The following is a 15,248-nucleotide window of genomic DNA, read 5'->3' as shown; positions in this document are numbered from 1 at the left end:
CTTTTAATAATGAGTGCATTGCAAAATATCGATTTAATCCGCCGCTTAAGCTACAAACTTCTGCCATGCAACATACGAAAAAAACACCAGCGTAGCCAATAATACGCCATTTATGAGCACGCTATTCTTATGTTTACCCATTTTACCCTGGTTATTAAGGTGCAAAAGTGCCACCGCAAGAAACGGCATGAACAGCGTACCCACTACCGAGTACAACTTTTGTATCTCCTTAAAACTCAGCAATAAGCCTAGAATAGGCACAACAGCCAGCAGTATTTGGTATATTTTGTAACTTTGTGTTTGGTTTAACCTCACAACACCGGTATTAAATTTTGGTTGCATAATGTGCCGACTTATATCAGCGAACATATAGGGCACCGCCTGCCAAACACCCAGTAAACTACTGAATATTGCTGAAAAGGCACCCACTAAAAATAGCCATTTACCCACAGGCCCAATAGCCGTTTCCAAACTGGCGGCCAGTTTTATGAGCAACCCAGCGCCTTTACCCTCAACAACAATAGTGCTGCCAATAATGACCATCGCCAAACCAAACAGTATTGTCATACCGTAGCCAACCGCGAGGTCAATTTTGCACAGCAAAATATCGTTTGCCGATGTTCGGTTCTGCTCCTGAATCCAATAGCCGTAGCAAAATATAGTAAGCGTACCGCCCACGCCGCCAATAAGCGCCACCGTCCAGGTAAGGCCTTTACCTGAAAAATCGGGAATGCTGGGCACAAACAGCCCAGATAGCACCTGTGCATGCCCCGGCCATAAAGAATATGCGGTAAACAGTACGACGGCAAACATCAAGCCAACACATACACCCATTGTTTTTGCGAACAACGTAAATTTGCCCAGGCGTGCCAATGCTAGCCCGCACATACTCGACGCTAAGCCAAACACTATTTTCCCGGTAGAAGGTTCAAACACCGGGAATAAAGCATGCAAAGCAACGCCACTGGCGCTCATAAGCGCAGAGCCCACAAAGAAAGACCAAAGCACAAGATAGGCAAGAAAGATCCACACAAAAACCTTCCCCAGTTTTTGTACAAGGCCTTCGAGTAAGCTATTACCGTTAACCAGTTGCCAGCGCGCAATGCCCTCGGTTAACACGTACTTAAATACACCACCCACTACCACTGCCCAAAGCACCGCCACACCCAACTCACTGCCGGTAAAACTGGCTGTGGCCAAATCACCGGCACCCACACCGGTAGCGGCTACGAGCAGGCCCGGCAATATCAGCGTAAATAGATTTCTTTTCATCTCAGCGTCTTAATTATTGTTGTTTTATTTTTTCTGGAGCAAGCGCTCGATTTACAGCTGGGCTCTAGCCCGGTAAACGATTTTACTCATGTGTATAAAGGCACAGGCGAATAGCGGAAAGTATACACGCTCGATACCGGTATTCGTTTATTGACACTATTGCATTAGCGCTACCGGCCCCCGCCATGCAGCACTTTAAGAACCGGTTAATACTTCATTAGTGGTTTATTGCGACTCCAAATAGCGTCAATCGAGGCGCAGCGGAAGCGAACATACCCAACCCCCCCCCCCATTTAAGCAACTTGGGCTCAGTGACTTATCGGCTTTCGCCTCACCTGTCGCTCAGCCGCCCACGGGCATTCAGCTGTGTGCATTCGGCTAACCCTGCGAATTTGGCACAACAAGAGCCGCCCGCATCCCCGCTTAGCCAATCAAAAGCACAAAAATGGCGTAAATTTCATCTATTAGCCCTCTCACTCATCTCATATCACATTTAGATGTATACAAGTGTGGTGCGCATCACATATTGTTGCACTTGTCGCGCAAGGCGTCCTGGAAGGGAGGGCCAGACGCTTCCTTAATGATATGAGCAATACTTTAGTACTATAAAAGTACAGTATTAATACAAGGTTTGAAAACTTAGGGGAGGGCTAGAATGCATTTACGTAAAGGTGAGACAAAAAAGAAGAGCTGCTATCGCTCAGACCGTTTTTTCCGTAGCGGTGAAAGCTGGTATTTTACCACCAGAGAAAAATGGGATATTGGCCCATTCAAAGTCCGGGATGAAGCTGAGCGCGCAGCCTTGCGCTACGCCAACGCCATTCAGGCACAAAAGACGAGTACCGTAGCCAGAAAGATTGCACTAAAAGAAGGCTGGGATACCCTGGACCTCGACTATAGCTAATAGCCCTTGTGCGTGATTTTTGCTAAGGAGCACAATTTAGCTCCCTAGCAATACGCCATACCCCCATTTACCACAAAAAGCCTTAAAAACGTTTACCCGAGGGTAAAGCGCGTTTAAGGCTACGCATATTCTGGGAGTGTCATCGAGCAATTTCTATTTCCGGGGGCCTGGGCTTTACCAGTACTGTTTTGTACAGTAGGTATTTATTGACGAATTTTCGATGGGTTGTGTCAGATGTGAGGCCTGACTCGAATAGCGATTACTTAAAACGCCAAGCGCATTAAACATTGGGCTTTTAATACAATAAGGCAAAGCTGGAATTATTGGTTTCGATTTATTTTGCAGGCTTCCCCAAAATTTGGATAGGTAGAACGAATTCACCCATTCAATAATGGCCCCCTAAGCCCCTTTATTACTAATACTAGGCTTAAGTAGCTACCATTCAGACCAAACCCCATGTTTTTCATGTATTGAGCGGGCGACTCATTTTTCTCCGGTAAGGGCGCGAGCCTAATTAGCAAAATCGTTCACACGGAATAATCGACTATATTGTGGTGTGACAATATGACTCATTTACATTACCAATAACTAATTTACTATTGGGGTGTATTCTTAAGGAGTCATAGAAAATGAAAATTCCCAAACTACTTACGGTTTCATCTTTGGCATTCCTAACTGTGGCCTGTGGTGGCTCATCCGGTTCGGGTGCAGTGCTGGCTGCAAATCTCGATGAACAAACATCGTTCAAGCCCAACAACCTCAACACTCAGATCGAGCTGCTGCCTCTGGGTGAGATCAGTGAGCAAGAGCTCGAGGGGCTTTTATACATGCGCGAAGAAGAAAAACTGGCGCACGATGTTTATAGTGCGTTATACACCCTATGGAACATGACAATATTGAATAATATTGCGGCATCGGAATCTACCCACACCGAAGCGATTAGGGTTCTGCTGGAACGTTACGGTATAGACGACCCAGTTACGGACTCAACCATTGGCGTCTTCACCAACGCCACCTTACAAAACCTGTACGACTTACTCTTCAGCATTGGCAGTGCCAGTAAGATTGATGCCCTGTTAGTCGGCGCGGAGATTGAAGAGATCGATCTTATCGATATTCAACACTACATCGACCAGGTAGAAGGCAACGATGACATCGTTATGGCGTACCAAAATCTGATGAAAGGCTCGCGCAACCACCTGCGCGCTTTCGTCAAAGTGCTTAAACGGCAGGGTGTGGAATATACGCCGGTTCACCTCGATCAGGAAACCTACGAAGCAATTATAAACGCCGCTACAGGGGCGGATTAGAACACTTGCGCTAAACACCTGTGGACACTTAGCACACTTGCGGACACCCACACTAACATTTGCTCGATGAGGCCCAATGGCTAGCCGTTAAGAAAAAGCTAGGTCAATAGCGGCTTGAGCTAGCCAATATCAACCGATTTACCCAGAGGGGAACACTTTCGGACACCCACATTAACACTTGTTCGCGCCACCGATAGTTAGTTTCAACAATGTCAATTGTAAGGCCTGGCCCGAATGGCACTTTCTTCGGTGTGGTTCCACCATTTTTCAGTTGCTTTACCATCTCCCTACGCTCTCAGCGAATGCTCTGATATTACGCCTTCCCTTTCGTCTTTATCTGCTGTCTTTGATTCACCACACCCTACCACACCAATAATACTTACCGTAGCACCAATAGCTTTTAACATTTTCATTGTATTGGCCCTATTATTTCGATACCGAAATAATGAAAGAGTACTACTCCCTTGTGCAATGCAGCGGCTCTAGCGGTTCTTTTCGCTCCGCCCAGAGCGCATTTCGGCGATGCCAACGGTAGAGTATTAATGGGTCGGCAGTATTGTGAGAAACAATTTCGTAATGTTGGCCCGGCTTTACCTGCCACTTGAATTTACAGCGCAGCACATAGCGATGCGTTTTATACAGAGCTTCCACGGTGTGTATGCCCTGCGATAATTGCACACTATGGTGTTCGCTATTGTTTTCGCCATCAATACTAACAATAGGGTAATTGCTCTTTAGGCTAGCAGAATATTCGTCTTCCAGCTGGGGAGGGTGAACACAACCAAAACACAGCCCACACAGGCTAATTATAATCAAGCGATGCTTTTTCATTGTCCGGTAAGCCCTATGTTGAACCCTTCTAGGGTGTCACCAAAAATAAGCCCGGCACTTAGTCCCACAGAGTTCACGCCAAACCAATCCAAAGGCTTGATATTCCACTCCCAACTCATACCACCACCCAGTTCAAAATAATGGGTAAACCCCAAAGCCAATTCAGATTGGTTGATAAAATCATGGTAATTTAAATAAGCCTTCACTCGCCAAGGGCGATTGAAGCTAAGCCAGTTTAGCTTGGTGCTTATTTCACTTTTTAAAACCAGCGTTTGGCTCCACCCCCAGGTATTGAGGTGCTCGAATTCCTGACTATGAGTGTCACTGTAGTTGAGATTGTAGTGCGCTAAAAATTGGGTTCGATAGCGGCGCTTGATCCAGTGCTTATATTCAGCTTGTAAACTGCCTGTCATGCCAGTGGAACTAAAATGCGTTAAGAACTCGGGCTTGTCCGTTGGGAAATGCACATCAACATTGGCTCGACCTTCAATGAGGTAGGAAAACGTTTCCGTTTGCGTATAAATGGCTGAAAAAAAGGGGCGTAATTTGAAGTGTTCTGTTATAGGTATTACCACACCAAAACTGCCGCGTATTCCCATGATATCCCGGTCGACCGCTAGCAACACCGGAACATCATTACGACCGATAAACATAAGCCCTTCGTCAAGTTGACCTTGAATTAGCGCTGCGCCCCAATGACCATCTACAGGCCAATCCCGTAGACTAAAATCGGCGGAAAACCCCAGGCTTGAACGCGCAATAGACGATTCTCTTTGGGGTTGCGCTAACGACAGGTTTAGCCCTTCAATACCCGGTGAAGTAGTCAGGTTTACAAAGGCTAACGCTGCTTCCTGTATCTGCAGGTCGGTCAGGTCTTCTAAGCGATCAAGCGAGTGGCTATTTAACGAAATAAACAGTAGCAACAGTATTACGCGGTTTAATAGTGCCAAAATGTTCGCCCTTCACACAGGTTAGCCGCAGCTCTAATTGTTCTCTGTCTCATGGTGGTTATTCTAATTAAAATGGTTGTTAATGTGTTTGATCTTTATGGCCTGCTAGCGTTGGGGAAATGACATATTCATAGTCTTTATCATTTGCCGGTTTATTCTGTTGCCCAACCCCTGATTTTTCGTGCATGTATTTAAAACAGCCGCGTAGGACTAGTACCGGTAGTAGCCGTAGCACCAACAGTTTCGGACACCGACCTTAACACTTGAATCCACACTTGCGGACACCCACACTAACATTTGCTCGATGAGGCCCAATGGCTAGCCGTTAAGAAAAAGCTAGGTCAATAGCGGCTTGAGCTAGCCAATATCAACCGTTTTACCCAGAGGGCACGCTGATGTAGGCCTGCCGGTATGGCAAACGCCAAAGACAAATGCACAGGGAGGTTCTGGACTTGCCTCCCATTCTTGAGCGCCTCAATATCTCCAGCCGTGAATGGCTTATTCTCACCACCCCGTTTGAATCCAAACTCAAAAGTTTAGTTGGCTGTAAGGAGAAGCTTATGCTTGCTGCAAAAGCTTTAGGTTTGCAAAGAAGACCCGCATACGCCAATTGTGAAGCGACATTCCACTAACTATTCGACTGTACTTTTTCTTAATATGGCTGTCTTATTTAGCTAGTTATATTAGCTGCCCGGCGGAAACAAACTTACCGCAACTGAAAAGCGCACCAGCCTCCGCTGATAGCGACGGCATGCCAGATAACTGGGAATGTGCAAACGGCCTGAACCCAAATAATGCCAGTGATCGAAATAACAAAGACTCAGTGGGCTATACCATGCTGGAGAACTACCTAAACAGCATTGATACGATTTGATATAAAGCATCGGGAAACTAAGGCCTGCTTAATAACAGTAAAAGCGTGATAATTTTGGTTATCCGCTTGAACAAGGAATGGTTAACAGGCCTTTGTGATCCTCCCACGATAAAACTGATACCAACTTTATCGTACTGCCCGTATTCTATGGGCAGTACTTAATGCACGCCCACATGTCAAGCTTTGATGGTTAGCCCTCGTTAGGCGTATTCGCCAAATCAACATGATTATTTCCAGCCATGAATCCAGTTGCCATCATTTTTTAGCTCATGCCAATTTATCAGCATTGATTGTTTCGACATCACCGCTTCTATACTGCATGAAACAACCAAGCCTTCATCATCAAATTCAACTTCAGACACTATGAAATGCTTTTCCTTATTGCTAGGTATCGTGGCCGTCCACTTACTGCCAAGTAATTTTTTTGAATGTATTTTATTCATTAATCGGAACCCATTAAAATAGTCATGGTAGGAGCGTCATTCACACAAAGCCCCCCACACAGATCCGCACGTGCGGTTTTCCCGCATCCAGCCCCTCGACTGAACTCGCTCTCGCAGCGCAAAACATCTCTCAACTGCCACCATACCTTCATTCGCCATGCCCCAGCGTTTTTGTGTAAAATGGGGCTACGCAACATACACAAAAACGCTCTCCGCCATATTTATCAAGTGTGGCTATCTATACCATTCGGCCCGCCCCACCCCACATAAAAATTATAGCAAACATCTTACTTTCAATACCTTTGTACGAGTAGTGATGGTAGTCTAAAATCATCGCTTTTCGTCATTGGCAAGAGGAATTAAAAAACTTCACCCTTGCGATCTGTTTTCCTTTTTTTTCGCAATATCGTTATGTGAACTAAGTTTCACGGCAATACTGCTTATATCCTCCACTTCGTAGAAGCTCGTAAATTTTTGCCGATAGTAACTTCGCTGTTTAAAATCGCGAAATCAATTTCTTGAATTGGGAAACCACCTTTATCTTTTAATTAATATTCTACTTTGCTTATAAAAACACTATCCATTTCTTGATAGCCAAGCAAAATATCGCCTGTAACGCATATGCAATCAACCTTCCCTTCACAAACAATAGTTTGGCAACCTTCAAAATATACGTATGGTGAAGGCTGCGAAAACTAACCCCATATTCACCTAAAACACTCCTGCAAATATAACGTTTTCAGCAGCGGCAGATTGCATGAAGCTTGTATATTATGGGGCGCAGCAACTATACAAACGAGTGATGCGCTAACTACTTTTTCTTAATATGGCTGTCTTATTTAGCTTGTCCAACAATAAGCGCTTGGCACTTTCGCGCAGCAATGCGGTAGAAAGAGCTTATCCCAATGCGTATTTTATTGGTGAGCTGAAGCAGTTTATCCGCTAGACCGAAATGAAGAAACACCGGTTTAGTCTTCGTCGTTGGTCACGTTTAATGTGAGGAGCAGCGTACGTGACCCGTACGCACGGTTCGGTGGGCATACGGGGCTTCGGCTCTTCTGACCCGATAGCAAAATGGGTCCGCGTGCAGCTACTGGTTATGTTGCTACCTATACTGAACTTTAAAATCATACTCAGTAACTGCTGGCTGCATATTTTTGTAAGGTGCAACTCCCTGAACCTCACACGCATACTCTGGAATAGAAAGTGAGACCACCTCTTTTAACGTTTCATCTTGTATTGAAAGCGAACATTTCATCCCCTCATCCGAGACCTCAAGGAACGCTGCATATTGATGATTTTCAACCGGAGAAAACTTAACGGTAGAATTGCACGCCCTGTTTTCATTAAATCGAGCGTCTCCATAAATTACACTTAAAGTAATTTCTTTCTCCGCGGGTATTTTTGCAGAGTGCAGCTCCTGGAAACCCTCATTTTTTAGGGTATTGCCAAGTCTGGTGCCTTCTTCGAATTGTTGACACTTCCCTTCAAAGACAAATCCAGCCAATGTCCGCACAGTCGTTTTTGTAGAATCATTAGCTGAAGTAATCGCTATAGATGCGACTTTAGAATCAACCTTAGGTACATAATCTGGGACATTTACACAACCCATAAAAATGGTGCAGAAAAATAAAACTGAATACTTTTTCATGAATTTTACTCTTGGTTCAACTCAAACATAACGCCAGAATTTTGCACCTTTTTTGTGTTGCTTAGCCTTTTCAGGCAACGCAAAAAAGGTCGCTCAAGATACTTTTGTCATACATTTACTACCAATCTACTGTCAAAATCTGGATTTAATTCATCGGAATAACCCTTTGGATTCCATGCTATTTGGCAATCGCCAAGCTTATATGATGATGAATTATGTAGATGCCCATGAAGCCAGAGATCTGGTTCATATTCCAATATAGTACTTTCCAAATTAGACACATAATTAGACACATAAGATGAAGTGACAACATCACCAATATACTCTTCAGGAACTGATTTTTCACTTGGACCGTGATGTGTAACAACTACACTTTTAAGCCCGCGTAACTCTCGCAATCTCTCTTCCAGCCACCGAAGTGATTTACGATGTATTATCGAGACGTCAAGCGAACGGATTTTACTGTACCGTGGCAGTATTTTGATTTTCTTATAGTCAGTCATTACATCTTGGCAGCGAGCACCTGCTAGTCTAGGGTCCCCGTACAATTCAAAGTTCGTCCACAAGGCGCTATTTGGCACCAGGAACAGAGCAGGTGAGATACAAAGACCCGACTTACTTTAACGCCGCGAGACTCTCTACAACGTGCCGTAAATCAAACACTTGACTCGTTTCATTTATTTTCGAACCGCCGCGCTCATAACATTTGTTTATGCGACTCCACCATTGAAAATACTACCGAAATATTCGGTTAAATATCTCAGATAATAACGAGGGTGGGCTAATTGCCTCCTTATACGCCTCATCACCCTTACGTCTCTCTTCTTCCGCCACCTCAGATTCGCCGATAGACTGATGCTCTGCAGCTCTTTCGTGATAACCCTTCGCTTTCTCAATATGATCGGAAGTAGTAGCAACACAGCTAGTGACACAGCAAATCAATGCTAAAGCAGAGAGAAATTTTTTCGTAGTCATCATACCGATTCCCTAATGATTTTTAGGTATAAATATTTACAAAAAACAAAGCAACGGCCAAAATGTTCTGTTGATAAACTTGTATGGCGATTCACTATTCATTGTTTCTATGTTTAAATTCTTGTAATTCTGTTGGTAGCTCGCCGTAAATTTTTGCTTTACGAAGGGACTCTAGCGCTTTAGGAGTAGAGCCTGACGATATATGAGCTTGAGCTAGATCCAGATGATGCTTGAGCCGTTTTCTCCGCAATCTATCCCCTTCGTTGCTCAAGTATTTCTTCGCAAGATAAAAACCAGAAAACGATATTGGAATTACTGTAAAGAACAGCCAACCATTTTGCAGAAATACTGCAATAAAAAAGGCCATAGATAGTGATGCAACATACACGAAAATCATACTAAAACACCCCATGCCGCCAGCATAACTGGAGTCAGGGTATTTGAAACCGAATCGTTTGTACCACATACGAATCTCTATTCGTTCATGACAATACTAAAACACTTTTGCACTCCCACATTAACACTTGAACCCAGGGATTAACCACTGTACATTACAACAGCAAAAAAAACTCATGGAATGAGCAATGCCCCGCCCAAGGAAGCAACAAATCTCCCTAGAAGCCACACCTTACTACCACTGCACCTCCCGCTGCGTACGCCGTGCATTCCTCTGTGGGCTTGATTCTCTAACAGGCAAAGATTACGAGTACCGCCGTCAATGGGTTGAAGACCGTATTCTATTCCTCGGTGAGGTATTCTGTATTGACGTATGCGCCTATGCCGTTATGAGTAACCACCACCATGTGGTGCTACACATCAATATGGCTGAAGCCCAAAGCCTAACGGACCTAGAAGTATGTGAACGCTGGCACAAGCTTTACAAGGGCACCCTCTTAACTCAGAAGTTTGCAAAAAGTGAACCGCTCGACGAGGCCCAATGGCTTGCCGTTAAAGAAAAGCTGGATCAATGGCGGCTTGAACTAGCCAATATCAGCCGCTTGATGTGGGCCTTAAACGAACCCATTGCCCGTATGGCCAACGCCGAAGACCAATGTACAGGACGCTTTTGGGAAAGTCGGTTTAAATCACAAGCGTTGCTCGATGAAAAAGCCTTAGCCGCCTGTATGGCCTATGTGGATTTGAACCCCATTCGAGCCAGAATGGCCAAGACACCAGAAAGCTCTGACCACACCTCAATAAAACGCCGTATTGAAAACCAAGAGACTAATAACCCACAACCGTTAAAGCTCGCCGAATTTGTGGGTAACCCAAGAGAACCCATGCCCCAGGGCCTACCCTTTCATTTACAAGATTACGTGCAGCTTGTGGATATTACCGGAAGGGCTATTCGTGAAGACAAACGTGGCTTTATCGACAACAACTTACCCCCCATTCTTGAGCGACTCAATATCTCCAGCCGCGAATGGCTTGTACTGACCACCCAGTTTGAGTCTAAATTCAAAAGTTTGGTTGGCTGTAAGGAAAAGCTAATGCTTGCAGCAAAGGCATTAGGGCTGCAAAGAAGGCCGGCGTACGCCAATTGTGAAGCGATACTCCACTAACACTCCCAACCGATATTAAGCCCGCCCCACTTTCTCCCGAAGAGAGGATTAAGCTCGTTCGAAAATTGGCTACTTTAGCCATTTGGCGCCTATTTTTGGCACACAGGTAACGAGGAAAAATATTAACAACCTAGCCTATAAACCCACTAACTATTCGACTGTACTTTTTTTAATATGGCTGTCTTATTTGTCTGTTCTTTTGTAATATCGATTTTAAAAATACTCATCTCACAACCTTAGGTATAACGCCCGGCTCACCAGCGCCCAAGCCGGAGAGGTTTTTGTGGTAGCGTGTAGCGCAGCGAAACCCACAAAAATAGCGTAGGTTTGGGCGTCTGCGTGGAGCCGTTTGTTAACTGTTTTCTCTCGTTATAGTTAAAACACCAGCTGTATTTTTCCCGCGCTGCCACGCCCTATTAGTCCAGTATGTTCCTTTCAAAACAGTATCCTCAGCACTTACGATAATCTCAAGTTTTGCAGCGCCTTCAAAAGCTCGGTCGTCCGATTCATCTGGAATAGGCACAGATGCCTCGAAAATATAGGACAAATAGAAAGTATTTGTTCTAGGGTCTTTGTATAGTTCACTCTGAATTACTTTGCTATCTTGGTATCCGTCAGACGAACGCAAACTGATATCAAACCCAAATATGTCGGCTTTAATAGTGAGTTCGACATCCTTAGCAGCGTTGTTACCATCAGCATCTCTATAGCTGGATTGGATTTTACCTAACCACTTCCCATTTAAGTTGGGGCATACAGAGGCATGCATGACCCGACCGAGGATTGGCGCCTTCCAGAGAAACAGCCATCCCCATTTTCCAACTACATATATGAAACCAATAAAAATTAGTGTTATAGGTGTCGCTAGCCTAAAGGCTGCGCCAAAATCACCCCAGGTTAGTCCGGCGCCTTGGTCGCCACCTACAACTATTATAAGCACCGTCAAAAACAGTGCAGAGAAAATTGAAAACAGCACTTTAAGAAGCCCAACCTTAGGAAATACCTTCCACATACCTATCGACCTTTATAGTGTTTTTTTCTTGGTGGGTTTCTCAATGGGCGAGAAAATCCAGTTATTCGAACCTTAACTGCACCGATACCTTTAATATTATTCTGATCTAGTATTAAGCATTCCATGTAATGCGTACCGCTATAGCTACACCCTTCATAACGTTCATCCTCAACGCTCAACACAGTTGTATGCCCAAGGTCATTTACCCTCATAGCCTCGGCGTCTTGATTTCTTACGATCCAATGTACTTCAGCTGTTTGACTGTAATCCCCTTTATTATCAATAGAGAAATAGAGCTCTTCATCTCTAAATACTCTTATTTCACTCGTGATATTATTTGATAGTGAATTTTTTCTTTTGTCGTTATGGCGGACTCTAATTTTAGGAGGGGTTGTGATAGCTGGAAGGTTGGTATTTTTAGATACTTCATCTGCCCTCTCAATAAATGGCGGGAACATGTGTTCAAATGTAGCGCTCCATAATACGTACTGCTGGAAACTATCCGTTGACTGACTGATAAACTCACATGAATTTTTAAGCGCCAGTGCCTTCTGCCTTATATTTATGTGGTCATTATCTTTAAATCCAAATAGTTCCCCGCTCTGAACAGGATTGTCAAGCGTCGTATTTTCAGAAACATAATCCATAATTTTTATGGTAGTTTCTACAAATGAATCATCATCGTCTTCCGCCTCTATGTAGTTTAAAACTACTAAAACTGTAATAGCTATCGAAGGGATGGTAATACCATCATCTTTTCCCTTAATGGCACTCCATGTTTTAAGGTACTTAATTACTCTTCTAAGCTGGGATAATGATTTCGAAGATAGGCCAGACGTTTTACTATTGAACCAGTCCTGTAGCGCTTTTGGGTCGCTATTAATCCATTCGTCATCTTGCGTAGCAAGCTTACAGATATTCGAGTCACTATCGAAATAGTAAATTGGGATATCTATATGAAAAGATGATGGGTAACTTAGTCTTTCGCAGCTCGTCTTACTATTCTCAAGCTTTGCCTCGGGTCTATTTGATACGAACCACTCAAGGACTTGCCTATTTAAATTTTTCACCTCAAGTGCAGAAAAACCTTCTTCCTCTGCATTGCACAAGATATAGATACCTACATCTATATCAAATTCATTACCTTTCTGAATTGGTCTAATAAGCGTGTGATTCTTATATGAACCCTGTAGCCAGTGTTTTACAGAAGTCTCTAGTGAAGAGGATAGCTCGGGCTTAATTAATTCTAGAAGCTTATCCTTTTTATCCCTTGCATCCTCGATTTGCTCTGGCGTTAGAGAAATTCTCCTACATAAGGTTTCAGTATCAGTAACATCAAAAAATAATTTTGCACTTAAACCCATAATTCCCTCTATTTAATAGTGCTGACTCGCAGCGGCAGTTAACGCCGTTAGCAGCGGCCGTAGTGGAGGCATTTTTTTGTGTTAGCGTGAGCGGCCAACGCAAAAAAATACCGGAACGGAGGTCCAGCCCGTTTGCGGGCGATGCTGGCTAACCTTGTTAGCTTATGGCCTGAACTTGAATATGAGACCCAAACCTAAGAATAACCACCAATACGTAACCAGGTTAAGCAGAACACGTTCCCCTAAACTCGCTGCCCCAGACATAACTCTTAGCTTTGCCATAGATTTCCAATAGCAAAACAAATGATACTTACTATGTATATATCCAATTAAACCCGCTGTTATGCCAACATGGCATTCTTCAGCACCATCTACTTCTTCAAAATTTGGGTTGTTTTCGAGATTACCTATATAAGGAACCTCTATCCCATTGAAATAATCGTAACCCAGATCAAGTTCAATTATATTCTCCTCAGCCCACTCCACAAACTCAGATTTAAGCGTTTTAGAAATCTCATTATCTAGAACCAACAATCCAATTGTGTCATCGCCAACGTGGTCTTTCACAAGCCAGAATGTATATTTTCCATTTAAAAGCTCAGCCAATGAATTTATCGTTATAAAGCGATCGTGCTTTGTAAAACTAAGCGGTAGCTTAATTTTTTGAGAATCGATATTTAACCAAAGCTCATCATCCTCCCAGAAAGAGCTTAAAGCGACAGAAATCCGACTGGATACGCCTTCAATCACCTCTTCCTCTTCGGATCGGTGATCTATCCATGACACATGCGTATCGTAAAGCGTTTCAATATCTAAATTTACAAGATCACTTGCGGAAAGTGGCATTATTTCTCCATCTTAAGCTAACGCCCAGCTAAGCCGCCGGAACGGAGTTGATTGTTTTGTGCGAGCGTAGCGGAAAAGCACAAAACGAGCAACGCAGTGGAGGTCGGATTGAGCTGTTTGTTAAGTGCTGCTCTAATTGAATTCAGTTTCAATACTTTCATTAGACCAAACCAGCTTCCCTTTTGGCTCAGTAATTGACCATGTGCTAAAAATACAGCCATACGATAGTGCGACGTCATGCATGAACTCTACCCAGCCCAAATGTTGTTCCGCATTAAGATTTACAGCGTATGGCCGCGAAGTGCCATTGATGTGCCAATACTCATCTTTTTTACTGATGATCATTTCGTAGTTTTCACTGAGCTGTTTTTTAATACCATTTGCACCAGCTTCGTCCTGAGTAAAAAAACTAAAGTCTAGAACTAAATCTGTTTCGCTAGTTATATCATTCTTCACTAGCTCAAGATTAATAACTTTAGCCTCAGCAAGGCGACGACTCTTTATACGTTCATGATATTCGTCCCAGGTTTTCTGTGCGTCTTGGTCACTCATCATTTTCTCGTCTGCAATTGCAGCTCCACTAAAGAGTAGAGCGCATAATGTGAATTTGGCGAAAATCTTCATAGGCACTTAACGCCTTTAGCAGCGGCCTGCGAAGCGAGTTGTTTTTTGTGTAGTGGAGCGGGAGCGTAACGAACAATAAAACAAACGTAGCTTTGCAGGTCCGCTGGCTAAACTTGTTATGGGTTTTCGTCTCGCTTAAAAGATATTACCCGCGGACTCTCGCCCTCATCTAAATACCAATACTTGTGCACAACCACCTCCTTTTCTGAGTACTCAACTATTTTCCACTTACAATGATCCGTTGTGAACCCAAAAACTTTCGCATGAATAAGGTGATCCTTTGTATCAACGAAACAAATATGTTCGTTTGCAACGTACCAGCCATAGTAGTGGTTACCAAAACTATCATCAGCAATCTGACAATTTTCCGAACTACGTGAATATTTTCCCGATCGTTTGAACGAGATCCATCCCGACTCAGGGCATACATCGGAACTAATAGAATAAAACCAGCTGCCAAGCATTTGATTAGTAATTACTTTATCTTTTTCCCTCACCAATACAGGATGAGCGCACGAGACAAGTATAAATGAAACTAAAATAATGATTACTCTGATCATAGGCTTACCCATAACGCCCAGCTAAGCCGCCGGAGCGGAGTTGATTGTTTTGTGCGAGCGTAGCGGAAAA

Annotated in this window: 16 protein-coding genes; 4 read left to right on the top strand and 12 right to left on the bottom strand. The window is 43.7% G+C overall.

The genetic code is table 11. The features are described from left to right. Positions 1-45: 45 nt before the first annotated feature. A complete protein-coding gene (locus H5336_RS10065) occupies positions 46-1,272 on the bottom strand; it encodes an Nramp family divalent metal transporter (RefSeq protein ID WP_185233803.1) in 1,227 nt (408 codons plus the stop codon). Positions 1,273-1,927: 655 nt separating this feature from the next. Here H5336_RS10065 and H5336_RS10060 point away from each other — a divergent pair. Further along, positions 1,928-2,176, top strand: a complete 249-nt coding sequence (locus H5336_RS10060; RefSeq protein ID WP_185233801.1) for a DUF6316 family protein — start codon at positions 1,928-1,930, stop codon at positions 2,174-2,176. A gap of 629 nt (positions 2,177-2,805) precedes the next feature. After that, on the top strand, positions 2,806-3,486 hold the full coding sequence (locus H5336_RS10055) for a DUF2202 domain-containing protein (RefSeq protein ID WP_185233798.1): 681 nt from the start codon (positions 2,806-2,808) through the stop codon (positions 3,484-3,486). Positions 3,487-3,942: 456 nt separating this feature from the next. Here H5336_RS10055 and H5336_RS10050 read toward each other — a convergent pair whose 3' ends face one another. Both H5336_RS10050 and H5336_RS10045 read right to left on the bottom strand, forming a co-directional pair. Next, positions 3,943-4,317: a hypothetical protein gene (locus H5336_RS10050; protein ID WP_185233796.1), complete on the bottom strand. Its 375-nt coding sequence runs from the start codon at positions 4,315-4,317 to the stop codon at positions 3,943-3,945. Beyond that, complete coding sequence (locus tag H5336_RS10045; protein WP_185233794.1) at positions 4,314-5,267, bottom strand: hypothetical protein; 954 nt, start codon at positions 5,265-5,267, stop codon at positions 4,314-4,316. Before H5336_RS10045 ends, H5336_RS10050 begins: the two co-directional genes overlap by 4 nt. A gap of 751 nt (positions 5,268-6,018) precedes the next feature. On the opposite strand from H5336_RS10045, the gene H5336_RS23405 reads away from it, so the two are divergent. After that, entirely contained in the window at positions 6,019-6,141 is a 123-nt protein-coding gene (locus H5336_RS23405) for a hypothetical protein (protein WP_281385501.1), read from the top strand. A 227-nt stretch (positions 6,142-6,368) separates the two neighbouring features. Here the strand turns inward: H5336_RS23405 and H5336_RS10040 are convergent, their stop codons facing one another. The 5 genes from H5336_RS10040 to H5336_RS10020 all read right to left on the bottom strand — a co-directional run bounded on the left by H5336_RS10040 (position 6,369) and on the right by H5336_RS10020 (position 9,676). After that, entirely contained in the window at positions 6,369-6,584 is a 216-nt protein-coding gene (locus H5336_RS10040; protein ID WP_185233792.1) for a TIGR02450 family Trp-rich protein, read from the bottom strand. A gap of 1,105 nt (positions 6,585-7,689) precedes the next feature. Next, a complete protein-coding gene (locus tag H5336_RS10035; protein ID WP_185233790.1) occupies positions 7,690-8,235 on the bottom strand; it encodes a hypothetical protein in 546 nt (181 codons plus the stop codon). Between the two features lie 107 nt (positions 8,236-8,342). Then, entirely contained in the window at positions 8,343-8,633 is a 291-nt protein-coding gene (locus H5336_RS10030; RefSeq protein ID WP_185233788.1) for a metallophosphoesterase family protein, read from the bottom strand. A 337-nt stretch (positions 8,634-8,970) separates the two neighbouring features. After that, positions 8,971-9,213 (bottom strand): hypothetical protein, encoded by a 243-nt coding sequence (locus H5336_RS10025; protein WP_185233786.1) that lies wholly within the window; start codon positions 9,211-9,213, stop codon positions 8,971-8,973. A gap of 91 nt (positions 9,214-9,304) precedes the next feature. Next, positions 9,305-9,676 (bottom strand): hypothetical protein, encoded by a 372-nt coding sequence (locus H5336_RS10020; protein WP_185233784.1) that lies wholly within the window; start codon positions 9,674-9,676, stop codon positions 9,305-9,307. Positions 9,677-9,794: 118 nt separating this feature from the next. On the opposite strand from H5336_RS10020, the gene H5336_RS10015 reads away from it, so the two are divergent. Continuing rightward, entirely contained in the window at positions 9,795-10,772 is a 978-nt protein-coding gene (locus tag H5336_RS10015; protein ID WP_185233782.1) for a hypothetical protein, read from the top strand. A gap of 352 nt (positions 10,773-11,124) precedes the next feature. Here H5336_RS10015 and H5336_RS10010 read toward each other — a convergent pair whose 3' ends face one another. From H5336_RS10010 to H5336_RS09995, 4 genes are all read right to left on the bottom strand, one after another. Continuing rightward, entirely contained in the window at positions 11,125-11,784 is a 660-nt protein-coding gene (locus tag H5336_RS10010; protein WP_185233780.1) for a Cap15 family cyclic dinucleotide receptor domain-containing protein, read from the bottom strand. 2 nt (positions 11,785-11,786) lie between these two features. Continuing rightward, positions 11,787-13,148: a CBASS cGAMP synthase gene (locus tag H5336_RS10005; RefSeq protein WP_185233778.1), complete on the bottom strand. Its 1,362-nt coding sequence runs from the start codon at positions 13,146-13,148 to the stop codon at positions 11,787-11,789. A 162-nt stretch (positions 13,149-13,310) separates the two neighbouring features. Next, a complete protein-coding gene (locus H5336_RS10000; protein WP_185233776.1) occupies positions 13,311-13,994 on the bottom strand; it encodes a hypothetical protein in 684 nt (227 codons plus the stop codon). Between the two features lie 132 nt (positions 13,995-14,126). Next, on the bottom strand, positions 14,127-14,618 hold the full coding sequence (locus H5336_RS09995) for a hypothetical protein (RefSeq protein WP_185233774.1): 492 nt from the start codon (positions 14,616-14,618) through the stop codon (positions 14,127-14,129). Positions 14,619-15,248: the final 630 nt, after the last annotated feature.

The sequence above is a fragment of the Teredinibacter franksiae genome, from assembly GCF_014218805.1.
Lineage (GTDB): Bacteria > Pseudomonadota > Gammaproteobacteria > Pseudomonadales > Cellvibrionaceae > Teredinibacter > Teredinibacter franksiae.
The sequence above is the reverse complement of the archived record's forward strand: the minus strand, read 5'-3'. Positions and strand labels throughout refer to the sequence as shown.